This is a genomic window from Streptomyces sp. NPDC058674 (assembly GCF_042716505.1).
In the GTDB taxonomy this organism is placed as follows: Bacteria; Actinomycetota; Actinomycetes; order Streptomycetales; family Streptomycetaceae; genus Streptomyces.
In genome coordinates this window covers 95,395-119,721 of record NZ_JBHXSC010000004.1, presented here as the reverse complement: position 1 = coordinate 119,721, position 24,327 = coordinate 95,395, and the positions used below count along the sequence as shown (strand labels likewise).

Sequence of the window (24,327 nt, the reverse complement as noted above, 5' to 3'; positions counted from 1 at the left end):
AAGGAAACGGGAAACATCACCGATCACCTTGTCCGTCCGGCTGGGGCTGCCGCACGCTTTCTGTGAACGCCCGCACCTGGCCGGACGGTTTGGGAGGTTTCCGTGCCACAGCCGTTCACCGGGTTGGGCGAGGAGCTGAGGAAGCGTCGTCTGGCCGCGGGACTCAGCCTCACCGCACTGTCTGCCGCCGTGCACTACAGCAAGGCGCAGCTGAGCAAGGTCGAACGGGGCATCAAGGCACCCAGCCGCGACCTCGTCCGATTGTGCGACGCCGCCCTACGGGCCGACGGAGCACTTGTCGCCCTGGCCACCACACCCGTTGCCGACACGCCGCCTGCGCAAACGCCCGACGGAATCAGTGAGGAGGAGTGGACCATGCAGCTGTCACCGGACGGCCCGAGCTGGTTCCAGGCCGTGGGACGACGACAGGTCGTGGGGGCCGGCGCCGCCTCGTTGATGAGATGGCGCATGGACGGCGCGGGACCGGTCGCCCCGGCGGCGGGAGCGGGCATGTTGGAAGCCTCCCGTTCCCTTTTCACGCACTACCGGCGTCTGGGGCAGAGCGTCGAGCCCGCGTTCCTGCTTCCCGGCCTGATCGCACAAACCCACACGCTGCGGGAACTGTCCGCGCACGCCGGCGACGGCACCCGCCGGGACTTACTGGCGCTCGGCTCCCGGTATGCCGAATACGTGGGCTGGCTGATGCAGGAGACAGGGGACGAGCGTGCGGCCCTGTGGTGGACACAGCGCGCGGTGGAGCTGGCACGTGCCGGCGGAGACCGCACGCTGGGCGGCTACGCACTGGTCCGCAGAGCGTTGATCACGCTGTACCAGGACGACGCGGCGCAGACGATCGCCCTCGCGCAGCGGGCCCAAAGCGGCACGCTGCCGCCACGGATCCGCGGACTGGCGGCGCAACGTGAGGCTCAAGGCCATGCGCTGGCCGGCGACCGTGACGCCTGCCTGCGTGCTCTGGACCGCGCCCGTACGCTCCTCGCCCACCAGGACGGCCGCGCCGACGCACCGGTGATCGGCAGCATGCACCTGCCCGACTCGGTCGGCATGGTCACCGGCTGGTGCCTGGTCGACCTCGGTCGCCCGCGGGAGGCCGCCGAGGAGCTGGACCGGCAGCTCGCCCTGGTCTCCCACGACGCGATCCGCACCCAGGTGCGGTTCGGCGTACGCCGGGCTTTGGCCTATGCGTCGGACGGTCAGATCAGCCACGCCAGTGCGCTGACGGCTCCGCTTCTCGACGGCGTGGCCGCAGTCCGGTCCGCGACCGTCACGACCGATCTCCAGCGCCTCGCCCGCCTCCTGGCCAGGCATCGGAATCACCCTGCCGTACGCCGGCTTGCTCCGCGGCTCGGCACCCTGACGTGCCCCTTCCCTTCCTGAACAGAGGCTCCGAAATGGCTGACGACGTTTTCATCAACTACCGGACAGGGGACGGCGAGAAGACCGCCGCACTGATCGACCAAGAGCTTTCGCGCCGCTTCGGCAGCGACCAGATCTTCCGCGCATCGAAGTCCATCGCTCCGGGCCAGGTCTATCCCGATGAACTGCTGGCCGGTCTGCGTCGCAGCGCGGTGCTCCTGGCTGTCATCGGCCCGGACTGGACGAACTTCCAGACCCGGCTGCGCGATCCCGAGGACTGGGTACGCAAAGAGATCCTGGAGGCGTTCGCCTGTGAGCTTCCCGTCGTCCCCGTACTGGACGGGAGGAAGACCGACCGCCTGACCAAGGGCGATCTGCCTGACGAACTGGCCCGGCTCGCAGAGATCCAGTCCGTCCCGTTCAGTACGCAAGACACCCAGGCAGGTCTCAAACGCCTCGATGACGTGGTGGCCGACCTGGTCCCGGGATTGCGCGACGTGGATCGGGACACCACCCGGTCACTTGCGGCGGGCTCCGTGACCAACTCGATCGGGGACGTGGGCGGAACCGCCGTACAGAGCCGTGACTTCACCGGAGACGTGGGCGGCGCCGTCGTCAAGGGCTCCAGCGGTCCCGTCCACGCGGGTCTGGGCGACATCTACCAGAACTCCCGCCATGAGTCGGGTGGCCGGCACTTCTCCGGCAACGGCATGACGTACTTCGAGGGCAACCACCAGGGCGACATCCGACACCGGTTCGGTGAACCCGACGAGCACGAGGGCGGCGGCCGGTGAGCGAGCGCAACGGCACCACGTGGGTCACCGGCACGAACGGCCCCCTGCACAACGGGACCGGGGACATGTACATCACCATCGGCGCCGACCAGCGGGGCTCGGGCAGGTCCTCCTTCCGGCGCGTCGCCGACGACCAGCTCGCGTGGCTGCGGCGCGTGCTGGTCGCCCCCACCGGCATGGGGAAGGCCCGCTCCGAACTGGCCGACACCGGAACCGTGATCCTGGACGGCCCACCCGGCAGCGGACGGACGTGCGCGGCCCGTGTACTCCTGCGCGAACACCACAAGCCCATGGGTTCCCTCCGGGAACTCCTGCCGGGCGAGGAGGGCGAACTTCCCCTCACGCACCCGGAGCTGGTCGGCGCCGGCGACCGGCTGCTGCTGGATCTGTCGGCTGCCGACGCCGTCCGATGGGCCGCCGCCCGGGCGGACCTCTCCGCCCTCCGCAAGGCCGTGCACGAGCAGCGCGCACATCTCGTGGTCGTCATGCCTCACGGCGGAAGCCTTGACTCCGACCTCCAGCACTACAGGGTCGAGATCCAGCAGCCGTGCCGTGAGTCGGTTCTGCGGCGGCACCTTCGCATGCATGGTGTGCCGAGCGAGCAGTATCTGACTCCTGATCCCACGGTCACGGCTTTCGTGCAGGAGCAGAGACCGCTGCGGGAGATCGCGGACTTCGCCGACCTGGTACGGCGGGCCCGCGAGGCCGCCGCGCCGGGCGACGGATTCACTCAGTGGTGCGCAACTGCCCGAAAGGCTCAGTCCGACCGGCGGAATGAGGTCGCCGGCCTCGTCGCCACGTTACGTGAGAGTTCCCAGCGGGCACTGCTGATCACCGTCGCCATGCTCCACGGCGCTCACGCCGACGTCGTCCACCACACCGCTCAACTCCTGGTGCGCACCGTCGGGCCGTCACCCGACGAGCTTCCCCTGCTCCAGCGCAAGGATCTCGCCGAGCGCCTGGAGGAGATCTCCGCCGGTGCCGGACCGGACGGTCACGTGCGATTCAGGGAGCTCGACTACGACTCTGCGGTCCGAACCCATTTCTGGGACCACCTGCCCGACCTGCGTCAGCATCTGGGCACCTGGACCGCGCGCAGCGTGGCCCTGAGCGGCCCGCACATCACCCAGCAACTGCGCGACGACCTGGTGGCCAAGCTGGCTGGGGAATATCTGCGGACCGGGCGCGCGGAAGGTCTGGCCTCGCTGGCCGAGGTCTGGGGCTCGACGGCCACGAGCAGGGCCGGGCTGGAGGCCGCCGTCCAAGCACTCACCTGCGGTCTCGGCGATCCCGCACACGCAAGGAACTTCCGCGGCTGGATCTACCAGTGGTGCGCCAACAAGCAGCTCAAGGGAGAGTATGCCCAGGTCCTGGTCCGGGTCTGCGCCGACGTCATTGCAGCCGGCCACCCCGACCAAGCCATGCTGCGGCTGTACTACCTGGCGCACCGCGAGCCCGCCACCCCCGGTGCGCTGCAGGCGCTGAGTGACCTGGTCGGGACGAGTCACCGACTGCGCCGCAGACTGCTCCACCGCCTGGCGCGATCCGAACTCTCCCGGGCCGACCTCGACATCTTCCTGCGGGTCGGCGTCGCCGGGGCGCTGACCGAGCCGTACGACAACGGACGCGCCCTGGTGGACGAGAAGGGAGTGCAGTCCTCCTTGACCACCTGCTGGCGCGCCGTGCTGGACGGGCTGCCGCGGCCGACATGGCAACCGTACGCGGAACGCTGGATCCACACGGCGGTTGATGCCGGACACCGGGGTGACTCCTTGCTCGACCTCCTCGTCGGCGCCGCCGACCAGTGCGAGGGACGGCGCGGCGCGGCCTTCGCCGCGCTGTACACGAGCGCTCGCGACGCCGAACGCACTGCGCCGGGCGGGTCCTCGCGCGCCGCGCTCACCACCGACCTGCTGTTGCAGAAGATCTGCTCAGCTCAGAGCCTCAGCCGGCCGTTCACGCCGCCGCAGGCGGCACCATCCAGGGGGACCGAACTGTGACCACCGGCCGCAAGACGACAACCGTCTTCCTCACCATCCTGTGCGGACTGGTGCTTACCATCCTCGGGCTGACGGAACAGTGGCCCCTGTGGGCATGGCCGACCCTGATGGTGGTCCTCGTCGTGGCCCCGGCCGTGGCCTTCAAAGTCGCCGCGCTGCGCCGTAGCTCCGTGCCGGTCGCCTTCGAGGAACACCTCACCGCGCCTCCCATCGAGCGCACCGAACAGCACGTCAGCCGTGTGGCAATGCCCAGTCAATGGGCCGACTACGACTTCTTGTTCTCCGCGACCGTTCGTTGGTACGCCCCCGACGCGTCCGGTCACGGCCGCGTGTTGAACCCGGCGGGCCTCGCCGTCGAAGCCGTACTGGACCGTGCCCGAGCAATCACCGAGCAGCGCGAGCCCGGGCGGGTTTCACTGGTTCAGCATGAGCTCAGCGGTGCGCTCAGCTCGCTGCTGCCCGACAGCACGAATCAGCTCCAGGCCATGGCGGAGGATGTGCGGCTCACCCTGCACGAACACGACCAGGAGCGCCTGGACAGCCTCGCCGGGGTACGCAAGGACCAGGCAGTCTGGGAACACCAGCGGAAGTACGAGCAGAGCAAGCGCACATACCTGGGCGAAGACGTACTCAAGGACACCGGCAGCGCGGTGGTCTGGTGGCTCGCCAAGAACGACGAACAGGTGGAGAGGACCGTGGAAGACCTCGGCCTGCTCGCCCGGCTCACGTCCGCGGTCAACGACACCGACGTGCCTGAACGACTGCGGGACCTCATCGCTGAGCCGCGTGAGGAGCAGGGAGGCACAGAGCCCTCGGACTGGCGGGCGGCCGCCTTCGAGCGGGCGCCGACGGCAGCGGACCACCTCGCGGAGGCACTCAACGCCCTCGGCTTCGAGGACGGGGACACCCAGCGCAGGTTGCTGGCCAAACAGATCGCGGACGCCATCAGGGACCAGGACCAGCAGGAGACTGCTGACGACCTGGTGCGCCGATTCGACCCGCCGGCGGCCTTCACCCCGGACAACGGAGAGCCGCAGGACAGCACCGGCGGCGCAACCCGGCCCACACCCGGCACCTGACCCTCAGGGGGAATCCTATGGACACCGAGATCGCTGCTCTCGCTGCGTCGGGAGCGAGCACGTTGGTCTCACTCATGGTCACCGACTCCTGGGTGCAGGCGCGTGAGCTCGTCGGACGGCTCTTCTCGCGTACCGGTGCGGGCGGTGCCACGATCGCCGACCTGGACACCGCACGGGCCAGACTGCTTGCCGGCGGTGCCGACGACGCGCAGACCACCCGTGAGATCACAGACCGATGGCACGTCCACCTGCACCGGCTTCTGCAGACGGGCTCCGCCACCAGCGACGACTTGCGCGACGTGCTGACCTCTCTCCAGCAGCTCGTCAACGTGCCCGCAGTCCTTCCGGTCCCCGTACACAACAACATCAACGGCGGAGTTCAGCACGGCCCGGTGATCCAGTCAGGCCGGATCACCGGGCTCGCCTTCCATGTCCACAGCCCCGGCCTCCCCGTGCAGGACTGAGCCGCTGCCTCGCCGAACAGGGGCGGCGCCGGCGCCTGCCCCGTCGTTCTCAGTGCGACGCGCCCTCGGGCTTGCGCCGTACGCCGGCCGCGGCCAGAGCGGCACCGATCACGCACAGCACTCCGGTGACCAGCGCGGCGGTGTGCACGCCGTTGATGAAGGCCTGGCCGCTGCCCTCGATCACCGCGGTCCTCAGCTGCCCCGGCATGTCGGCGGAGACCGGCGAGATGCCCATGGCCACCGCGTCCTTGGCCTCGTACAGGCCCTCGGCGAGGGGCGCCGGCACCCCGGCGGAGCCGAGTTCGCCGGGCAGGGTCGAGCCGACCCGGCTGCTGATCAGGGACACGAGTACCGAGGTGCCCAGGGCCCCGCCGATCTGCAGCGCGGTGGCCTGCAGGCCTCCCGACACACCGGCGTCCTCCACCGGAGAGTTGCCCACGATGGCGTCGGACGAGGCGGCCATGACCATGCCCACGCCGAGGCCGAGAGCGATGAAGGGCGGCCACATGGCGGTGTACGGGGAATGCACACCCCACGTGAGCATCCCGAAGGCGGCGCCGGCCTGCAGCACCATGCCGAGCGGCATGGTCAGCCCGGCGCCGAACTTCTCGGTGAGCTTCGCGCCCAGCGGCGAGGCGACCACGGACGCCAGGCTCAGCGGCAGGGTGCGCACGCCGGCTTCGACGGGGGTGAAGCCGCGTACGTTCTGGAGGTACAGCATCACGAAGAAGATCACGCCGAGCAGGACGAAGAAGTTGATCGCGGTGATGATCGTGCCGATGGTCAGCGCGCGGCTGCGGAACAGGCGCATGGGCAGCAGCGGATGCTCCACGCGCGTCTCGTACCAGCCGAACACCACCAGGATCACGAGGCCGGCGGCGAGCGCCCCCAGCGTCGAGCCGGAACTCCAGCCCCACGTCTCGCCCTTGACCACGCCGAACACCACGACGAGCAGGCCGAGCGCGAGCAGGATCACACCGGGGACGTCGAAGCGCTGGTCGCCGGAGGCGTTCTTGCTCTGCGGCAGCACGAGTGCGCTGAAGACGAGCGCGACGGCACCGATCGGAGCGTTGATGTAGAAGACGGACTCCCAGTTGACGTGCTCGACGAGCAGACCGCCGACGATGGGGCCGAGCGCGGTGGACACGGACGACACCATCGCCCAGATGCCCACGGCCATGCCGAACTTCTTCGGCGGGAACACCGCGCGCAGCAGCCCGAGCGTGTTGGGCATCAGCAGCGCGCCGAAGAGGCCCTGTACGGCTCGGAAGGCGATGACGCCCTCGATCGACCCGGCCAGGCCGATGGCGACCGAAGCGAGCGTGAAGCCTACGACTCCGACCAGGTAGAAGGTGCGCCGGCCGAAGCGGTCACCGAGCTTCCCGCCGAGGATCAGCGCGGCGGCCAGGGCCAGCAGGTAGGAGTTGGTGACCCATTGCAGGTCGGCGGTGGACGCGTTCAGGTCCCGGCCGATCTCGGGGTTCGCGATCGAGACGACGGAGCCGTCCAGACCGACCATGAAGAGACCGAAGGCGACGGCGATGAGCGTCAGCCAGGGGTTGGAACGGCGGCCGGCGGGAGCGGCGGACGGGCTGTGTGCGGGCAGGGGTGAGCTGTCCGCGACAGTGGAGGACATGGAGGTGCCTTGCTTCCTCGTGAAGACGAGCGTGTGACGGACGGGGGGTACGCGCCGGCCGTCAGTGGGCTGCGGGGTGAATGTGCCGCGCCAGGCTCTGGAGGGCGCCCAGGGCGGACCCGATGGCGTCGAGATCCCCGTCGGTGAGGGTGTGCAGCGCCTCCACGACATACCCGTCCAGCAGGCTCCCGACCTCGGCGAGCCGGAGCCGGGCCTCGGCCGTCAGGTGCAGATGCGCGACCCGCTTGTCCTCGGGGTCCTGCCTGCGCTCCAGCTGCCCCTGGCCGGCCAGCTGTGTGACCAGGGCGCTCACGTTGTTCGGCTTCATCAGCAGGACGTCGGCGGCCTCGCGCACCGTGACGCCGTCCCGCTCGCCGACGAGCCGCAGGAGCGCCAGCTGGCTCTCGGGCGGCTTGGGGTGCGGAAAGTCCTGGGCGAGCCGCCGGTCGAGTGCCCGGTGCAGCGCGGGCAGGACGGCCGACATCGCGGACGCGATCTGCCGGATGTCCTGTTCGGACGCGCTGGGGGTGGCCATACCGAGCAGTATAAGTATGACCATATAGCTATGTCAAGATACCCAATGGTTCGACCGCCTCCCCTCACGGAGCGGGCCTACCCAGCGGACGACGACGCCTGGACCCGTGTCCTGCGGGACCGCGGGGAGCGGGAAGGGCGGTGGGTGTGGAGGACGAGCAGCGCCAGGGCGCCCGTCGCTGCTGACCAGGTGAGGGAGAGCAGCCCGTGGGACCAGGGGACGTGTGGGGTGAGGGCTGCGCTCAGCGCCAGCTGGTTCACGCCGTACAGGGGGAGCGCGGACACGCCTGCCACATCCATGAGCGTGTTGAAGACGGGATTCTGCAGGCCGGTGTCGACCAGGCTGAGCATGATGATGAGGAAGAAGCCCTCCAGCTCGCCGCGGACCAGAGAGCCGAGCAGAAGCCCGATGCCGCCGTAGGCGAGGCCGGCACCCGCAAGGGCCAGCACCAGGGGACCTGCGTGGCGTACGGGCAGGGAGATCCACAGCAGGATCGTCGTGTAGAGGGCCAGCAGCGCGGCGGTGAGGGCGACGGCAGCGAGTTTGGCCAGCAGCATCGGCAGCCGGGGGTATCCGGCCAGCAGCAGACGGCGGTCCATCTGCCGGGACTGGAAGGTCTCGGTGAAGGTGATGAAGCCGGCGACCATGGTGATGGCGCCGAGCGCACTGGCCACCTGGCCCAACTGGCTGGCCGGAGCGGAGACGGGTGCGCTGATGGCGTCCAGCCAGATGCGCACCACTTGGTCGGAGGTGCACAGGCGTGCCACGGCGATCCACAGGGGGATGAACGCGACCGCCAGAACCAGGGCCAGCCGGTTGCGCAGGTGGCCCAGCAGGGTGCAGCGCAGCAGTTCGGTGAACGCCGTCCAGGAAAGTCTCAACGGTCGGCTTCCTCGAAGTGCAGACGGCCCTGGCGCAGATGAGCGATCGCATCGAAGTGGTGCAGGTCGTGCAGCAGGTGTGACACCACGACGATCGACCGGCCCTGATCACGCAGATCGGCGGCCAGAGACCAGAACCGCTGATGGGTGTCCCAGTCGAAGCCCTGGTAGGGCTCGTCCAGGACCAGCAACTGCGGATCGTGCATGAGAGCGATCAGGAGGTTCAGCTTCTGTCGCGTTCCGCCGCTGAGTTCGCCGACCGGCTGTCGCCGGCAGCCGGTCAGCGCCAGCAGCTCCATCAGCTCCCCGACGCGCTCCAGCGTCGGCAGCCGGTAGGCCAGCTGGAACAACCGAAGATGCTGTCCGACGGTGAACGCATCATTGAGTACCGCCCGTTGTGGGCAGTAGCCGACCGCCCCGGTCCTTGTCACCGTTCCGCGATCGGGCGCGAGGCTTCCTACGGCGATCTGCAGCAGAGTGCTCTTGCCCGCGCCGTTCTCGCCGACGACTCCCACCAGCGTCCCGGCGGGCACGTCGAGGTCGACGTCGCGCAGGACCTGCCTGCCGCCGTACTCCTTGCAGACTCCGCTGATGTGCAGCCGTGGCGGGTGGCGCGTCGTTACTGCCTGCACATGAGCCCCTCGAAAGATCGGACAAGTCGGAGCGAGCCCGCCCGGAGCCCACCCAGGGGCCGGGGCCGCGCAGGTTCATGTCCCCTGGCCTGTCCGGCTCATGGCCGCTCAGCTGCGCTGGGCCGGACGATCCGGGCTCTGGGCGGCGGCCCCCTGCGCAGGGCGGCACGCTGCTGCCCGGTGTTCAACGAGCCCGTACCAGCCGTGTAACGGCGGCCACCCGCTGTTCCGGTGAACAGCGGACGTCGCCGCTCCACAGGCATCGCACCTCCCCGTCGAGCGTGACGCGAGCCGCAGTCCGCCGTTGTAGGAGGCGATGCCCCCGACACCGCAGCACGACATCAGCGCTCCCACGATCGTGATCGGAGCCGGCCCCCACGGTCTTGCGGCCGCCGCGCTACTGCGCCGCTCCGGCATTCCGGCCGTGATCCTGGAACGGTCGGACCGGGTAGGAGCGAGCTGGGCGCAGCGCTATGACCATCTGCGCCTGCACACCACCCCCGGCACCTCGAGCCTCCCCGGGCTGTCGGTGCCGCGCCAAGCAGGTCCGTGGGTGAGCCGGGACGACTACGTGCGATACCTGGAGGGTTACGTCGCCCACCACCGACTCGCGGTCCGGGTGACCACCCCGGTGCAGCGCATCGAGCGGGCCGAGCCGGGTTCGGGAGCACAGTGGCTGGTCCACACTCCCGACGATCCAGTGGCTGCTGGTGCGGTCGTGGTGGCCACCGGCCGCTGCCACACCCCGACTGTCCCGGGCTGGCCCGGGCGTTCGACGTTCACCGGCACGCTGCTGCACTCGGCCCACTACCGGTCTCCGGCCCCCTACTGCGGGCGGGACGTCCTGGTGGTCGGCGCCGGCAACAGCGGTACCGAGATCGCCGGCTCCCTGGCCGGGGCCGGAGCCGGACGGGTGCGGATCGCAGTCCGCACCCCGCCCAACATCCTGCCCCGCTCCAGCGCCCGATGGCATGCGGTCGGCCGGCTGACGGAGGTCCTCCCGCTCGCATGGCGCGACCGCACCTCCTTGCTCACACAACGCCTCGCGGTGCCCGACCTGACCTCACGGGGACTGCCGCGGCCCCGCACGGGCCTGTACACCCGCAATGCCCGCGAAGGGGTCAACCCGGTGCTCGACCACGGCTTCGTGGACGCCGTCCGGTCCGGGCGGATCGAGCCGGTCGCGGCCGTCCGGGCGTTCGACGGCCCCGACGTGGTACTGGCCGACGGCACCCTGCTGCGACCCGACACGGTCATCGCCGCCACCGGGTACCGGCCCCACCTGCACGACCTGGTCGGGCCCCTGGGCGTACTGGACGAGGACGGGCATCCCCTCGCCGTAGGGGCACAGACCCACCCCGACGCCCCACGCCTGTACTTCGCCGGATACACCAATCCCCTCACCGGCGTCCTTCGCCAGGCGGGCATCGAGGCGCGCGCCATCGCCCACGCGTTACGACGCGAGACGGCGCGGGCCCCCCTCCCCGCCCCCCGCGTCGGCGACCGCACCGCCGACACGCTCCACAGAGGACACGCTCCGAGCTGACGGGGCCTCGGCGCTCGGTCCACCGGCCCCTGACGGCAGGCGTCAACCCGGCTCCGCCACTGCGGCAGGCCGGGCCGGAGCCGTCCGACGCCCAGGGCCGCGTCGTGTATGCCGGGAAACACGTCGGGCGCGCCGGAGGCACCCGATCGGCCTAGGCAGATTGCAGATCAGAGCCCTTGTGGAGCGGCTTCCGGGATCGCCGCGCACTCCACGTGGTGCGTCATCAGAACAGGCTTCGTCAAAGCCCGGGACCGGTCACCCGCCCAGAATCTCCTCCAGCAGCGCCATCCTGATGTGGACGGCATTCGTCGCCTCCCGCCAGTACCCGTTGTGCGCAGTGGCGTCCACGTCCAGCGACAGTTCGTCCAGGCGTGGCAGCGAGTGCAGTACCAGGAGTTCGGGGCGGGCACCTGCTTCGAGCATCGCGCGGTCGACCTTGTAGGCGGCGGGCGTCGACGGCTTGTCAGCCTCCGCGAGGTGTCGCCCCACGCCGTAGTCGGGCTGCACCACGGGCTCCATGTACACGGCATCGGCCCGCGGCAGTCCCTCCGCGATCGAGGAGATCCTTTCAACCGTGCACCCGGAGGCCCTCACCTCTTCGATGAGCGCGGGGTCCGGGCTCATGTCGTCCGGGTGCGCGAGCAGCACGGTGCACGCGTAGTGCCGCAGGCCGAGCAACACCGATCGCATCGTGCGCATCCGGAGATCACCGCTCAGGATCCAGGTCGTTCCGTCGAGCCGGCCGCAGTGTTCGCGGGCCGTGTACAGGTCCGCGAGCGCCTGGGTGGGGTGCTCGCCCCAGCCGTCGCCCGCATTGATGACCGGCACGTTCGCGTGAGCGGCGAACGACTCGGCTGCTCCGGTCTGCGGGTGCCGCAGCACGATGACGTCGCCGTAGTTGGAGAGCATCGTGGCGATGTCGCCCAAAGACTCCTGGAAATGGTCTCCCGCTCTGGTCGAAGCCGGGTCGGCGAAGCCTGCAACCCGACCGCCCAGGCGCAGCATCGCGGACTCGTGGGAGAGCCGGGTGCGCGTGCTGTTCTGGTAGAAGGCGCTCACCAGGATGCGTCCTTCGAGTGAACGCAGCGATTCCCGGCGCGAGCGCCTGGCCACCATGGCGACGCGCTCGAAGAAGCCTTCGAGTTCCGCCCGCCCGAACTGGCGCATGGAGAGGAGGTCTGCCTGCTTGAGAGTGTCAGTCATCGTTCTTCCCGCCATCCCTGGTCCGACCGTGTTGAGTGATCCTGCGGACCACGGCGTCCGCGAAGTCGTCTGCGGCCTCGGGCCGGTGACAGAAGAACAAGCACGGACTCGTCAGGTCCAGCTCGATCAGTTGGAGCCGTCCGTCGTCCGCTCGGATCAGGTCCACCCTGGCGTACAGCTCGTCACGGCAGTCCGCCGCGTCGATCACGGCCTGCGCCACCTCTCTGAGCTCCGGAGTGAGCAGATGCGGCTCGTGCGTACCCCCGTAGCCCTCGTGCACCCGTATGTCGCCCTCGGGTGGACGCTTGACGAGCGCGTGGCTGAGTCGGCCGTCGATGCAGACGACGGAGAACTCGCCCTCGGTGCGGATACTGCGGAGGAACGGCTGCAGACACCACTCGCCCGTGCCCGGGGCCTCACCGAAGTGGGTCGCCCGGACGGACGACAGCAAGGCCACGCCGCGTCCCCCCAGCGCCGTGGCGGGCTTCACCACGCCTTCGGACCAGCCGTGCCGCTCCGCAACGGCACGGGCCTCGGCCGGGTCCCGGACCACCACGGTGGGTACGACTGGAGCGCCGGCCTCCGCCAGCTTCGCCAGGTAGCCCTTGTGGTGGTTGCCGTGGACGGCTGCGACCGAGTTCGCGATCGCCGTTGCCGCGGACACCTGCTCGTACCACTTCAAGAACCCCGGCGAACGGTCCGGATAGTCCCAGGGCGATACGACGACCACCAGGGCGAACGAACTCCAGTCGGCCGTGGGGTCGTCCCAGGGCAGGATCGCCGGCTCGATGCCGCGGGCCCGGAGTGCCGCGAGCAGGACCCTGTCGTCTTCACACAGGTCCGGATCGCGTGTCGAGGTGACACAGGCGACCGCTTCGAAGGTGCTGTCCGTCATGGGCGGACTCCTTGATCTCGCTGAGGTGCTGGGGGCCTGCGGGAGCCGGGGCCGGGAGCGGCTTGTCGCATGACCACGCCCTAGCCCTGCCGCAGGAGGCTGGACATGGCACTGAGACCGTCGTCGAGCTGGTCGGCCGGGACGCCGAAACCCAGCCGGACGTGGCCCCGCGAACCGAAGCAGCTGCCCGGGACCAGCAGGACGCCGTGGTCTCGCATGAGCCGGTCACAGAAGACCTCGTCGTCGACTCCGTGCAGCCGGGGAAAGGCCACGGCGCCTCCGTGCGGACGTACCCAGCCGACGTGGTCCTCGTGATCGTCCACCCAGGCGGCGACCCGCTCCACGTTCTCGCGCACGAGGCGCATCCTCGGCTCCAGCAGGGCCTCCGCGCCCCGCACCGCGTGCAGGGCAACCGTCTCGACCAGGGGCGACAGCGCCAGGGTCGTGTAGTCGCGCAGGACCACGAGTTCCTCGATGAGCTCCTCGGGGGCGAAGCACCAGCCGACCCGCAGGCCGGGCAGGCCCAGCCCCTTCGACAGCGTCCCGAAGGAGATCGCACGTGCGTAGGACATCGCGGGATTGGGGGGTGTCGCGTGGTCGTACGTCATGTCCGCGAACACCGAGTCCCAGATCAGGTAGGCGCCGTGTACCCGGGCGATCTCGACGATGCGGCTCTGTTCCTGCGGACTGACGCCGATCCCCGTCGGGTTGTGCGGGAAGTTGGCGATGACGGCTCGGGTCCGGGGCGTCACCAGCCCGGCGAGATCGTCCAGATCCGGTGCGAAGCCGTCCTCCCAACGCAACTTCCAGGGAACGATCTTGCAGCCGATCGCTTCCGCGATGCCCACCAGCGTGTGGTAGGCAGGCTCGACGACGACCACTTCGTCACCGGGGCGCAGGATGGTCGTGAGCACCATGTACTGGACCTCGCCCGAGCCTGAGGTCACCATGACCCTGCCGGGGTCCCGGTCGCCCCACCGATCCGCGATCGCGGCGCGCAGTTCCGGGGCGCCGCAGGACCTGCTGTCCCGGAACGCCACGTCGGCGAGGTCCTCGGGCTCGAGTGCCGTCAACCGGAAGAGATCGGTCATGGCGTACGGCTCGACCCCACTCGAGCTGATGTCGATCCGGGCGTCGAAGTAGTGGTCGCGCAGCCAGTCCTCGAGTGGGGCGCGGCGGAGCTTCACGGAGTGATCCCTTCGGTCGGTGCTGTTGCCCGGGACACCGGCTCGTCGACGAGTGCGGCGAAGCGACCGCCGGCCCGCGTCGGTGCCGGAGGGTAGGGGACCGGGGTGTCCGGCCCCATCGCCGCCATGGCGCGCAGCAGGCTGCACACCCGGTCGGCGAACCGGGCCGCGGCGGGCGCCTCGCGGCCGGTGTCCGGGTGGATGAGGTGGATGCGGAGCCGTTCGGAAGAGACGACGAACTCCACGCTGAGCCCGAACTTGACCGCGGTCGGCGGGGGCGCGGGAGTCGGTTCCAGGACGATTCCCGGCAGTTGCAGGGACTGCTCTTCCTCGGAGGAGGTCACGATGACGTCGAACAGCGGACCATGCCGGTCCACGCGCATCCCGGCCGCTGTGCGCACCACGTCCAGGTGGGAGGCGTCGGAGTCCTCCACCAGATCGAGGAAGCGGTCCCAGACACCCTCCACGGCGTCCCTCAGGGAGCCGTGCCGGTCGATGGGCAGCCGGAGGACCACGGGGTCGACGAACATGCCGACCACCAAGTCCAGACCGGGAAGGTGCCGCTTGGCGATGTTCGCGCCGACGACCACTTCGTCGGTGGCACACCACTCCGACAGGGCGATCGCGCAGGCGGCCAGGCCCAGCCCGTACAGGGTGATGCCCTCGGCCGAAGCGCGTGCGGTGAGGTTGGCGAAGTCCTGCCCCCCGACGGTCGCGTGCACCTCGCCTGCGGGTGCCCCGGACGCATCGGGAGCCTGCGGTGTCCCCCAGGGCGTCGTCGCGGGCCCCGCCACCGCAGTGCGGGCCCGGCGCGCGATCGCGGACGTGGCGGCCGGGTCACTGCGTACCGAGGACTCCCAGTGAGCGAACTCGGCGTACGTGGCGGGCAGTGCGGGCAGCTCCTGCGGATGCGGTCCCAGCAGTGCTGCGAGGTCGGCCCCGATCAGCTGGATGGACCAGGCGTCGACGGCGATGTGATGACAGGTCCACAGCACGTGCGAGGCGCCGGTGGGCTCGGTGGCGAGCACGATCCTGGCCGATGAGACGCCGAGATCGAACGGTTCGGCGTGGTTCGCCGCGATCAGTGCGTCGACGGCCGCTGCAGCCGCCGCCCCGTCGGGCAGGGTGACGGTCCTGAGGGGGACCTGGTCGGCAGGCAGGGTGAACCGGCTCGGGACCCCCGTGGCGTTCGTACGGTACGCGCCGCGCAGCACCTCGTGGCGTGCGAAGACCGCGCGTACGGCGTGCTCGACGGCACGGGCGTCCCGTCCCGCGCAGCGCCAGCCGAAGCTGATGTTGTAGTGCGTGGCGGACGGATCGAGTTGCCAGAGGAACCAGAGGCGTTCCTGGATGGTGGACAGCGGTGCTGCCTGACTAGCCACGGTGTTCCGTCAGCTCCTTGGTCGGGCCGCCGGTGCCGGCGGCCTGCTCCGTCTCGATGAAGCGGGCGAGCTCGCCGGCGGAACGTGCGCGCAGCAGCCGGGTCAGCGGCACGGCCACCCCGAACCGGGCCCGCAGCTTGGCAATGACCCGCATGGCGGCCAAGGAGCTTCCGCCCTGCGCGATGAACCCCCGGCCGGGGTCGAGGCCGGTGCGGCCTAGCACGTCCTGCCAGGCTCGGACCACGTCGGCACAGACGGGATCCAGCAGCGGGCCGTCCGGGGGCGATGCGCTCACGCTCACGGCGGCGCGGTCGGCGTCCGTCTCGGCCAGCAGGACGCGGTCGACCTTTCCGTTGACCGTGACCGGGAAGGTGCCGCAGGCGAAGAACTCCGCAGGGACGGCATGGGGCGGCAGGGCGCCGCGGCAGTGGTCGGCCAGCTGCCCGCTCTCCCGCGCGGTCAGCGCACGCGCATCTGGGGCTCCGGCCCGCTTGACGTATCCCAGGAGGCGCGGGACCTCCGCTCCGGCCGCCTTGACGACGACGGCCCTCTCGACCCAGGGCAGCCGCTCCAGGACGGCTTCGACCTCGCCCAGTTCGAGCCGGTAGCCGTGGATCTTGATCTGTGCGTCTTCCCGTCCGAGGAACTCCAGCACTCCGCCGGGGAGGAGCCGTCCGCGGTCACCCGTGCGGTAGACGCGCGTGCCGGCTCCCTCGGGCCCGGTCCTGATCTCGACGAAGCGGTCCCTGGTGAGCTCGGGCGCGTCCAGGTACCCGCGCGCCAGGGCGCCGCTCACCGCGATCTCCCCCGTTTCGCCGAACCCGAGGGGCAGCAGGTCACTGCCGAGGACGTGGACCGCGCTGTGGGCGAGCGGCGTGCCCACGGGTACCGGGCGGTCCGGATCGCTGACGGCCTCGCCGCCAACGACGTGCATGGTGTTCGTCACGACCGTCTCGGTGGTTCCGTACACATGGATGAGGGGGACTCCCCAGTGCAGCCACCGGCCGATGAGGCCGCGGTCGAGCCTGTCGCTGCCGACGAGTACGCGGCGCAGTGCCGCCGGGGGCCGGCGGCCGTCTTCGTATAGCTGGCGCACCCATTCGTGCCAGTACGTCGTCGTCAGTTCGACGGACGTCACACCGCGCTGCTCCATGAGGCGCGTCAGCTCGTGGGGGGCCAGCGGGCCGTTCTCGTGGGCGAACGCGATCGTGGCACCGGCGATCAGGGCGGGAAATATCTCTTCGATGACGACGTCGAAGCCGAGAGCGGCGATCTGCAGCACGACGTCGTCGCCCCGCAGGGGCAGCCGGTCGGCGAAGGCCCGGGCGAAGGCCGCGAGTTCCGCGCGTCCGACGGCCACGCCCTTGGGCCGCCCGGTCGACCCCGAGGTGTAGAAGACGTAGGCCAGCGCGGCCCCGTCAGGCTCGGGAAGGGGCACCTCTGCGGCGTCCGGTTCCGTGACGCCGTCGTCGTTGCGGAGGATGCGGCAGCCGTCCGGGACCGAAGCCCCGTTCCCGGGATCACAGATCACCACCTCCGCGGCGGCTTCGGCGAGAACCGCTGCCAGGCGCTCCGCGGGCTGTCTGCGGTCCAGAGGCAGGAAGGCGGCGCCGGCCCTCAGGGCGGCCAGGGCCGCGACGGTGAAATCGAGCCCCGAATCGAACAGTAGGCCCACGATCTGTCCGGGTACCACACCGGCCTTGAGTATCCGTCGTCCCAGGGCCTCGCTGGCACCGTACAGCTCGCCGTACGTCATGCGGCGGGACGGGCCCCCGTCGAGCGCGACAGCGGACGGCTGCGCAGCCACCTGGGCAGCGAATCCGGCGAGCACGTCCTGCGCGCCGGCCACTGCGGCGTCACTCGTGTCCATGGCCTGCCTTCCTTCCCCTCTTCCTGTCGCGACCCGATCAGTGAGCGACGTGGCTCAGCAGGCTGCTGCGCACCTCACGCGAGGTGCGCAGGTCCCGGGTGACGCATACGCGCTTGAGCCAGCGGTCGGTGCCGTCGTAGCGGGCGGTGAACGGCTTCCTGCCGTGCACGACGACGTGGTTGTCGATGAAGCAGTAGTCCCCCGGCTCCAGCGTGACGTCACGCTGGCGGCCGTCCATCGCCTCGGTGAGCGCCTCCAGCGCGCGGGCGGCCTGGTCATCCCCTTCGACCGGCGCCCAGAAGGACCGATCCGCACGGATGTAGGGCCGCTCGGGGTCGCCGAAGAGGACGGCGAGCGGCTTGGGACGGTGCAGCATCGCCTCGATGCGCGCGAAGTCCTGGTCGGCCTGGACGGTGTTGCTGGCCGGCAGGTGCGACTCGTCGGGCTGGATGGTGAACCGCTCCTCGAACAGGACCTTTACGTGGTCGGGGTCCAGGTCGAGGCCGACGGTGTCCGCGACCGTGGTCTCAGCGCCGTCGGGGTTGCGCAGGCAGCCGAGCACCACGAAGTCGGGGCGGTGCTCGTGGAAGGCGTCCTCCGTGTGCCACTCGAGGACGGACTTGCTGGCCGAGCCCAGTTGCTTGTGCTCGTTGCCCCGGATGGGCAGGACATCGTGGATGATGCGGCCGTTCTGCTGGGTCGCCCAGCCGAAGACCTCCCCGATGACGGCCGAGTACAGGACCAGCCGCGTGTCGAACACCTCGGTCCGCCGCGGGTCTCCCCCGTGGTCCCAGTGAGCGGGAGTCGGTCCGATCCCGGCGCCGTCGACTTCGTGACCGCCGATGATGCACGTACCGAGTTCCTCTCGGCGGAAGCGGTTGAGGAAGTGGTGGATGCTGGCAGGCAGTTCGGCGGCGATCGCTGCCGCGTCGACCAGGAACTCGACGTCGTCCGCCGCTCCGTAACGGTCGAGCGTGCGTCGCGCGAGTGCGTTGACTTCGTCGAGTTCCTGCGGGTCGAGTACGAGCTTGGGCACGCGGTCTCCAAGTGGCGCGAGGGAAGGACGTGAAGGAGGAAGGAAAGAACGGGGCACGGACCGCACGCGAGGGGCGGTAGGGCCTCAGAGCCTCGCGTCGTCCGGTGCCGGGGCGAGTTGCCTCTCGGCCCGGCCCAGGGGAAGGATCAGGAGGGCGGGAATCTGGAACAACGGCATCAATCCGAAGACGACCAGACTGGTGCGGACACCGAAGTACTGCCCGATCACACCGCCGGCCAGTGCACCCAGCGGCGCCGCACCCCACGCAAGGGTCCGGTACGCCGCCGTGACCCGGCCCAGCAGCCGGTCGGGCACCTGCTGTTGCCGGTAGGTCACGCTGAGGACGTTCCAGACGACGACGGCTGCGCCGTACAGGGCCAGGCCCGCGGCAGCGGCCACGGGTCCCGGGAGGCACACGGGAAGCAGCATCCCCGTCGCGATGAAGACGATGGCGATCGTCAGCAGGAACCGTGCGGCGATCAGCCGATGGAGCACGGGGACGGCCAGTGCGGCGGCCAGGCTGCCGGCTGCCGACACGGCCAGGACCAGGCCGAACTCGCGGGTACCCAAGCCCATTGGCCCGGGGGCGACGGCGTAGAGCGTGAACTGGGCGAACCACCCCGCGAACGCCGTCGCGCCCAGCGCGGTCCCCCAGGTCAGTGTGCGCAGGGCACGGTGGTCCCAGAGGAACCTGAAGCCTTCGCGGATGGCCGGGAGGACCTTCGCGCCAGCCGGGGCGTCCTGGCGCGGAATGCGCAGCCCTCGTACGAGGAGCAGCGCCGCCGCATAGACCACGGCAGTGCTCAGGGTGAGGGGAGCCAATGCCAGCGCCGCGAGGATTCCCGCGAGCGCAGGACCGGCGAACTGGGCGCTCACCGTTTCGACCGCGGAAAGTCTGGCGTTGGCACGGCTCAGGCGGTCCCCCGGCATGACCGAGGGCAGGACCGTCTGCGCGGCCGTGTCGTAGGCGACCTCGCAGATCCCGAGCACCAGGGCCGTGACGATGACCGCGGACAGCCCCGCGCTGCCGGACGCGAGCATCGCGGCGACGCAGACCAGCACCGCGCAGCGCACCGCGCTCGCCAGGACGAGCACCCTGCGCCGGTCCCAGTAGTCGACCAGGACTCCTGCGAACGGCGCGATGAAGGCCCACGGAGCACTGCGGCAGAAGGCGACGAGCCCCACCGCGATCGGTACCCGGGTTGCGTTCAAGGCCAGCAGGGGCAGCGTCACGGTGGCGAGCCCGTCCGCGAGGAAGGAGACTCCGAACGGCCCGATGACCCTCCACAGGCGCGGGGCCGGAGCACCCCGCTGCCGCCCGGTCTCCTCCTCGATTTCCCGCGGCCTCGCGGGTTGGGTCACCTGCCCCAGCCCGTGTGGTCCTCGGGCCCGGAGACCACCGGGTCCACCACGGAAGCGGAGTAGCCCCATCCGGTGTGAGCCAGTGTGGTGCGGGAGGTCGCGGTCTCCGCGGTGACGGTGCGCAACGACGGCACGAGGGCAGAAGTACCCGTGATTGCCAGTGCGACGGCGCCGGCAATGAGGAAGAGAAGGCCCTGGGTGGGGCGAGACCTACGGTCGGTGGGCATGGAGTGGTCCCCCTTGCAAGGGCCTGGACGGGCCCCTGTCGTTCGTTTTGGTGATGAGAAAAGACTGCTCGATGAACGCGTGTGCTGGCCACGTATGCTGGTGATCAGCAAGCTGCACGTCAGAAAATGTGGGGGGAATATGCCGGGGCAGAAGGATAAGGAAGGGACATTTCTTACTCCGGCATGGAGCGACGCCCACGCTGCCGCGTACCGTTCCATCCTCAATAGGGGTGGCTATGATCCGGAATGGCTGGTTCGGGACACCGGGCTGAGTTCGCACGAGGCAGGGACCTTGGTGGCCGACCTCCTCGCCCTGCGACTCCTGCGCAACTGCACCGTGGGTGACGACGAAGTCGTGGTCGCCGCAGACCCCAAACTCGCGACCGCCCGGCTCCTCGGACCCGCCGAAGCGGCGCTCCGGCGCCAGGAACGGGAGATCGAGACCCTCCGCGCCGAACTCGACGAGCTGTCAGGCGTGTTCACTGACAGTCGCCGCGAACAGAGCAGTGACGGTCAGGTGGAGTGGGTCGACGACCTCGACACCGTGCTGTCCCACATCTCGGCCGCCGCTCGGGAGTGCACGCTCGAAGTCCTCACCGCCCAGCCGGGTGGTGCCCAGCCGGCCCACGTACTGACCGAAGCGCTGCCGCGGGATCTCGAACTGCTGCGCCGCGGTGTCCAGGTGCGCAACCTGTACCAGCACACGACTCGGTTCGACCCCTCCACTCAGCTGTACGTGGAGCAGGTGTCCCGCCTCGGGGCCGAGGTACGGACGATGCCCGAGTTCTTCGAGCGGATGATCATTTTCGACCGCGAGATCTGCTTCCTCGCCGCGCCGGACGATCCGACGTCGGCCCTTATCGTCCGGCAGCCGGCCATGGTGGCCTTCCTGCTCGGACTCTTCGACCGGTTCTGGAACGGGGCACAGCCGTACAGCGGTACGGCTGACGGCTACCTGAACGTGCACACCCACACCCAGGAGATCCACGTCAGGATCGTCGAGATCCTCGCCGACGGGCTGAAGGACGAGGTCGCCGCCCGGCGTCTGGGCATGTCCGTCAGGACACTGCGCAAGCACATCGCCATGATCATGCAGGAGACGGGGGCCACGAGCCGCTTCCAGCTCGGCTGGTCCATGGGGCTCCAGCGCAGGCCCGCCGGCGCACCTGCGGCCACGGCTGACGCCCCCTCCCAGCCTTGACGGTGGCAGCTCCCCGCACGCCCGGCCGTCAGCCGAGGCGGAAGTCCGGATCGCCGGTGATGTCCGTGACATCCATCTGGGCCCGCTGGAGCTGTCCGGAGTAGTCCCAGTTGAGCGCCTGCCAGCGGGTGAACTGGTCGAGGACCCACATGCCCGACTGCCGCGAACCGTTGCCCGAGCGGCCGTTGCCACCGAACGGCAGATGCGCCTCGGCACCGGACGTGGAGTTGTTCACGCTGACCATCCCGGCCCGCACACCGCGCCGGAAGCGGAACGCGGTCGCGGCGTCCTTGGTGTAGATCGCGGCCGAGAGTCCGTAGCCGGTCGCATTGGCGAGTTCGATCGCCTCGTCCAGACGGTCGTAGCTCATGACGCCGACCAGCGGGCCGAACGTCTCCTCCTGGAAGATCCGGTCGTCCGGCCGAACCCCGTCGACGATCGTCGGGTGGTAGTACAGACCGGATTCCAGGTCTCCGACGAAACCATCGCGCGGCCGGGCCGCGGTGATACGGCCCAGGTCCGTGGATCCGCAGGGGGTGTGGTGCGGTTCGAGCCAGCCCAGGTACTGCTCGAAGCGGTCCGCGAAGCGCTGGTCGATCAGAGGGCCGTAGAGCACGTCGCGCCGTGGATCGCCGATCGTGGACGAGGCGACGGCGGCGGTGAAGCGGCTCAGGAACTGGTCATGCAGGGACGAGTGCACCAGCACCGTTCCGAGAGAGGTGCAGCGCTGGCCGGCCGTGCCGAACCCGGAGAAGAGCGCGCCTGTCACGGCGAGCTCCACATCCGCGTCCTCGGCGACCACGAGCGGGTTCTTGCCGCCGAGCTCCAGGCAAGGGTTCTGCAGGTACCGGCCGGCCAGCGCTCCGATCCTGCTGCCGACCTCGGTCGATCCGGTGAACCCGATCTTGTTCAGGTCTCCCGCCTCGAGTGCCTGTTCCAGACCGTTCCAGGTCTGCTCGCCGTCGGCGAAGACCAGGTTCAGTACGCCGTCCGGCACTCCGGCGTGGACGAGCAGGTCGAAGAGCGCCGCCGAGGTGGCAGCCGCGTACTCCGCGGGCTTCCAGACCACGGTGTTGCCGCAGAGCAGGGCGGGGATGATGTACCAGGCCGGTACGGCGACCGGGAAGTTGCCCGCGGTGATCACCGCGACCACTCCCAGGGGCTCGCGGAACGTGAACAGCTGCTTGTCCGGCATCTCGCTCGGGACCGTCTGCCCGTAGAGGCGGCGCCCCTCACCGACGAAGAAGTCGCAGGTGTCGACGATCTCCTGCACTTCGCCGAGCGCCTCGGCGTACGGCTTGCCCGTCTCCCTGGTCACGAGAGCGGCGAGCCGATCCGCGTTCGCCTCCACCAGGCGCCCCATGGCGGCGACCACCTTGCCGCGCACCGGAGCGGGCACATCGGCCCAGCGCTCCTGCGCGGTACGGGCAGCCTTGCAGGCACCGGCGAAGTACGGCGCGTCGGCAAGGTCCACCTGCGCCACGGTCTCGTCGAGCCGGGACGGGTTCACCGACCGGTATGTGCGCGCTCCGGCCCCTGCCGGTCCGGCGCTCGCGCGCTGCCCGGCCACCACCGACGTCAGGGCCTCGTTCGGCAGGTCCGCCATCATTCTGATCCTTCCAGGGGGTTCATCGTGTCCAGCACCCGGTCCAGGGCGCTCAACGCGAGGTCGAGTTCGGCTTCGGTGACCGCGAGCGACGGGCGTATCCGCACTCCGAGCGGACCGGCGGCCAGCATCAGGACCCGCTCGTCGTCCCGCAGTCGCCGCAGCAGTTCGTCGCGTTCACCGGTGCTGGGCATGTCGAACGCGCAGAGCAGTCCCCGGCCGCGGGTTGCCGACACCCATCGGGGGTGGCGGTCGGCGAGCTTGCGCAGGCCGGTGAGGAAGTGCTCGCCGAGGGCGGTGGCCCGCGGGATGAGCCGTTCGCTCTCGATGACCTCAAGCAGTCGTCGCGAGCGGACCATGTCGACGAGGTTTCCGCCCCACGTGGAGCTGATCCGGCTGCTGACCTCGAAGACGTTGTCGGCCACCTCGGTCACACGGCGGCCGGCCATGATGCCACCGACCTGGGCCTTCTTGGAGAACGCCACCACGTCCGGGGCCAGGCCAAGTTGCTGGTGGGCCCACGCGCTGCCGGTCACGCCGACCCCGGTCTGAACCTCGTCGAGGACGAACAGCGCGTCGTGGTCGTGGCACATGCGCTGCATGGCCTGGAGGAACCCGGCCCGCATGTGGTTGTCACCGCCCTCGCCCTGGACGGGCTCGGCGATGAAGCACGCGATGTCGTGCGGGTGGGCACGGAACGCGGCCTCGGCCTGGGCGAGGGCGTGTGCCTCCGCCGCGTCCAGGCGCGCCTCTTCCTGTGCATCCAGGGGGAAACGGATTGCGGGCACGTCGATCCGCGGCCAGTCGAACTTCGGGAAGCGGTCCGTCTTGTCCGGGTCGGTATTGGTGAGCGACATCGTGTAGCCGCTGCGGCCGTGGAAGGCACGGGTCAGGTGGAGCGCCTTCGTGCCCAAGGACGCGGAGCGTCCACGGGCCTCGTTGTGCCGGCTCTTCCAGTCGAAGGCGCACTTCAGTGCGTTCTCCACGGCTAGCGCACCGCCCTCGACGAAGAACAGGTACGGCAGCTCGGGGTCACCGAGGACGCGGGCGAAGGTCTCGACGAACTCCGCGAGGTGGGTGGTGTACAGGTCGCAGTTGGCCGGCTTGTTCACTGCGACGGCCGCCAACTGCTGCATGAACTCGGCATCGTTCACCAGCTGCGGCGGGTTGAGTCCCAGCGGGCTGGAGGCGAAGAAGGTGTAGAGGTCGAGGTACGACTCACCGGTGGCGGCGTCCACCAACCAACAGCCGTGGCTTCGTTCCAGGTCGAGGGGGAAGGAGAAGCCGTCGGTCAGCATGTGACGGTCCAGGGTGGCGTGCACGTCCTGCGGGCGGACGGCCGCCCTGGCGGTCGTGTCTGCCACGGGTGCGGAAACATCCAGCATCGAGCGTTCCTTTCGAAAACCGGCTCGGGGCG

21 protein-coding genes are annotated in these 24,327 nt (G+C 69.9%); 7 read left to right on the top strand and 14 right to left on the bottom strand.

Annotated features, from left to right (window positions below):
* Positions 1–102 precede the first annotated feature (102 nt).
* The 5 genes from ACFWU6_RS03815 to ACFWU6_RS03795 are packed head-to-tail and all read left to right on the top strand — an operon-like array spanning position 103 to position 5,711.
* Positions 103–1,395 carry a helix-turn-helix domain-containing protein gene (locus ACFWU6_RS03815; RefSeq protein WP_383978198.1) on the top strand — a complete coding sequence of 431 codons (1,293 nt, stop codon included), beginning with the start codon at positions 103–105 and terminating at the stop codon, positions 1,393–1,395.
* A gap of 14 nt (positions 1,396–1,409) precedes the next feature.
* Positions 1,410–2,168 carry a toll/interleukin-1 receptor domain-containing protein gene (locus ACFWU6_RS03810; RefSeq protein ID WP_383978195.1) on the top strand — a complete coding sequence of 253 codons (759 nt, stop codon included), beginning with the start codon at positions 1,410–1,412 and terminating at the stop codon, positions 2,166–2,168.
* Positions 2,165–4,168 (top strand): hypothetical protein, encoded by a 2,004-nt coding sequence (locus ACFWU6_RS03805; RefSeq protein WP_383806509.1) that lies wholly within the window; start codon positions 2,165–2,167, stop codon positions 4,166–4,168. Before ACFWU6_RS03810 ends, ACFWU6_RS03805 begins: the two co-directional genes overlap by 4 nt.
* Complete coding sequence (locus tag ACFWU6_RS03800; RefSeq protein WP_383978192.1) at positions 4,165–5,247, top strand: hypothetical protein; 1,083 nt, start codon at positions 4,165–4,167, stop codon at positions 5,245–5,247. The genes ACFWU6_RS03805 and ACFWU6_RS03800 overlap by 4 nt, the downstream gene beginning before the upstream one ends.
* Positions 5,248–5,264: 17 nt before the next feature.
* Positions 5,265–5,711 (top strand): hypothetical protein, encoded by a 447-nt coding sequence (locus ACFWU6_RS03795; protein WP_383978189.1) that lies wholly within the window; start codon positions 5,265–5,267, stop codon positions 5,709–5,711.
* Positions 5,712–5,760: 49 nt separating this feature from the next.
* Here ACFWU6_RS03795 and ACFWU6_RS03790 read toward each other — a convergent pair whose 3' ends face one another.
* The 4 genes from ACFWU6_RS03790 to ACFWU6_RS03775 all read right to left on the bottom strand — a co-directional run bounded on the left by ACFWU6_RS03790 (position 5,761) and on the right by ACFWU6_RS03775 (position 9,395).
* Positions 5,761–7,347, bottom strand: coding sequence for an MFS transporter (locus ACFWU6_RS03790; protein ID WP_383978186.1), 1,587 nt, complete (start codon positions 7,345–7,347; stop codon positions 5,761–5,763).
* A 61-nt stretch (positions 7,348–7,408) separates the two neighbouring features.
* Positions 7,409–7,882, bottom strand: a complete 474-nt coding sequence (locus ACFWU6_RS03785) for a MarR family winged helix-turn-helix transcriptional regulator (protein WP_383806497.1) — start codon at positions 7,880–7,882, stop codon at positions 7,409–7,411.
* Positions 7,883–7,959: 77 nt separating this feature from the next.
* Positions 7,960–8,763: a hypothetical protein gene (locus tag ACFWU6_RS03780; RefSeq protein ID WP_383978182.1), complete on the bottom strand. Its 804-nt coding sequence runs from the start codon at positions 8,761–8,763 to the stop codon at positions 7,960–7,962.
* On the bottom strand, positions 8,760–9,395 hold the full coding sequence (locus ACFWU6_RS03775) for an ABC transporter ATP-binding protein (RefSeq protein ID WP_383806491.1): 636 nt from the start codon (positions 9,393–9,395) through the stop codon (positions 8,760–8,762). Before ACFWU6_RS03775 ends, ACFWU6_RS03780 begins: the two co-directional genes overlap by 4 nt.
* A gap of 316 nt (positions 9,396–9,711) precedes the next feature.
* Between ACFWU6_RS03775 and ACFWU6_RS03770 the strand changes: the two genes are divergently transcribed.
* Positions 9,712–10,941 carry a flavin-containing monooxygenase gene (locus ACFWU6_RS03770; protein WP_383978179.1) on the top strand — a complete coding sequence of 410 codons (1,230 nt, stop codon included), beginning with the start codon at positions 9,712–9,714 and terminating at the stop codon, positions 10,939–10,941.
* Positions 10,942–11,196: 255 nt separating this feature from the next.
* On the opposite strand, the gene ACFWU6_RS03765 is transcribed toward ACFWU6_RS03770, so the two are convergent.
* The 8 genes from ACFWU6_RS03765 to ACFWU6_RS03730 all read right to left on the bottom strand — a co-directional run bounded on the left by ACFWU6_RS03765 (position 11,197) and on the right by ACFWU6_RS03730 (position 20,103).
* Positions 11,197–12,144, bottom strand: a complete 948-nt coding sequence (locus ACFWU6_RS03765) for an aspartate carbamoyltransferase (RefSeq protein WP_383978176.1) — start codon at positions 12,142–12,144, stop codon at positions 11,197–11,199.
* Positions 12,137–13,039, bottom strand: a complete 903-nt coding sequence (locus tag ACFWU6_RS03760) for a RimK family alpha-L-glutamate ligase (RefSeq protein WP_383978173.1) — start codon at positions 13,037–13,039, stop codon at positions 12,137–12,139. Before ACFWU6_RS03760 ends, ACFWU6_RS03765 begins: the two co-directional genes overlap by 8 nt.
* 80 nt (positions 13,040–13,119) lie before the next feature.
* Entirely contained in the window at positions 13,120–14,226 is a 1,107-nt protein-coding gene (gene vioD, locus ACFWU6_RS03755; RefSeq protein ID WP_383978170.1) for a capreomycidine synthase, read from the bottom strand.
* Positions 14,223–15,608 (bottom strand): condensation domain-containing protein, encoded by a 1,386-nt coding sequence (locus ACFWU6_RS03750; RefSeq protein WP_383978167.1) that lies wholly within the window; start codon positions 15,606–15,608, stop codon positions 14,223–14,225. The genes vioD and ACFWU6_RS03750 overlap by 4 nt, the downstream gene beginning before the upstream one ends.
* Complete coding sequence (locus ACFWU6_RS03745) at positions 15,601–17,478, bottom strand: non-ribosomal peptide synthetase (protein WP_383978165.1); 1,878 nt, start codon at positions 17,476–17,478, stop codon at positions 15,601–15,603. Before ACFWU6_RS03745 ends, ACFWU6_RS03750 begins: the two co-directional genes overlap by 8 nt.
* A 37-nt stretch (positions 17,479–17,515) precedes the next feature.
* Entirely contained in the window at positions 17,516–18,514 is a 999-nt protein-coding gene (gntD, locus tag ACFWU6_RS03740) for a guanitoxin biosynthesis L-enduracididine beta-hydroxylase GntD (protein ID WP_383978162.1), read from the bottom strand.
* 84 nt (positions 18,515–18,598) lie between these two features.
* The gene (locus tag ACFWU6_RS03735; protein WP_383978159.1) at positions 18,599–19,876 is read right to left on the bottom strand and encodes an MFS transporter; all 1,278 of its coding nucleotides are present in this window, start codon (positions 19,874–19,876) and stop codon (positions 18,599–18,601) included.
* Positions 19,873–20,103, bottom strand: a complete 231-nt coding sequence (locus ACFWU6_RS03730) for a hypothetical protein (RefSeq protein ID WP_383978156.1) — start codon at positions 20,101–20,103, stop codon at positions 19,873–19,875. The genes ACFWU6_RS03735 and ACFWU6_RS03730 overlap by 4 nt, the downstream gene beginning before the upstream one ends.
* Before the next feature lie 295 nt (positions 20,104–20,398).
* Between ACFWU6_RS03730 and ACFWU6_RS03725 the strand changes: the two genes are divergently transcribed.
* Positions 20,399–21,304: a LuxR family transcriptional regulator gene (locus ACFWU6_RS03725; RefSeq protein WP_383978152.1), complete on the top strand. Its 906-nt coding sequence runs from the start codon at positions 20,399–20,401 to the stop codon at positions 21,302–21,304.
* A gap of 28 nt (positions 21,305–21,332) precedes the next feature.
* On the opposite strand, the gene ACFWU6_RS03720 is transcribed toward ACFWU6_RS03725, so the two are convergent.
* Both ACFWU6_RS03720 and lat read right to left on the bottom strand, forming a co-directional pair.
* Positions 21,333–22,910, bottom strand: a complete 1,578-nt coding sequence (locus ACFWU6_RS03720; RefSeq protein WP_383978149.1) for an aldehyde dehydrogenase family protein — start codon at positions 22,908–22,910, stop codon at positions 21,333–21,335.
* The gene (gene lat, locus ACFWU6_RS03715) at positions 22,910–24,295 is read right to left on the bottom strand and encodes an L-lysine 6-transaminase (protein WP_383978146.1); all 1,386 of its coding nucleotides are present in this window, start codon (positions 24,293–24,295) and stop codon (positions 22,910–22,912) included. Before lat ends, ACFWU6_RS03720 begins: the two co-directional genes overlap by 1 nt.
* Between the last annotated feature and the right edge of the window lie 32 nt (positions 24,296–24,327).

Excerpts from the sequence above, each read along its gene's own strand:
- ACFWU6_RS03770 (WP_383978179.1), top strand. The coding sequence starts at position 9,712 with ATGCCCCCGACACCGCAGCACGACATCAGCGCTCCCACGATCGTGATC.
- ACFWU6_RS03765 (WP_383978176.1), bottom strand. The coding sequence starts at position 12,144 with ATGACTGACACTCTCAAGCAGGCAGACCTCCTCTCCATGCGCCAGTTC.
- ACFWU6_RS03795 (WP_383978189.1), top strand. The coding sequence starts at position 5,265 with ATGGACACCGAGATCGCTGCTCTCGCTGCGTCGGGAGCGAGCACGTTG.
- ACFWU6_RS03810 (WP_383978195.1), top strand. The coding sequence starts at position 1,410 with ATGGCTGACGACGTTTTCATCAACTACCGGACAGGGGACGGCGAGAAG.
- ACFWU6_RS03790 (WP_383978186.1), bottom strand. The coding sequence starts at position 7,347 with ATGTCCTCCACTGTCGCGGACAGCTCACCCCTGCCCGCACACAGCCCG.
- ACFWU6_RS03720 (WP_383978149.1), bottom strand. The coding sequence starts at position 22,910 with ATGGCGGACCTGCCGAACGAGGCCCTGACGTCGGTGGTGGCCGGGCAG.
- ACFWU6_RS03745 (WP_383978165.1), bottom strand. The coding sequence starts at position 17,478 with ATGGACACGAGTGACGCCGCAGTGGCCGGCGCGCAGGACGTGCTCGCC.
- ACFWU6_RS03730 (WP_383978156.1), bottom strand. The coding sequence starts at position 20,103 with ATGCCCACCGACCGTAGGTCTCGCCCCACCCAGGGCCTTCTCTTCCTC.
- lat (WP_383978146.1), bottom strand. The coding sequence starts at position 24,295 with ATGCTGGATGTTTCCGCACCCGTGGCAGACACGACCGCCAGGGCGGCC.
- ACFWU6_RS03785 (WP_383806497.1), bottom strand. The coding sequence starts at position 7,882 with ATGGCCACCCCCAGCGCGTCCGAACAGGACATCCGGCAGATCGCGTCC.
- ACFWU6_RS03760 (WP_383978173.1), bottom strand. The coding sequence starts at position 13,039 with ATGACGGACAGCACCTTCGAAGCGGTCGCCTGTGTCACCTCGACACGC.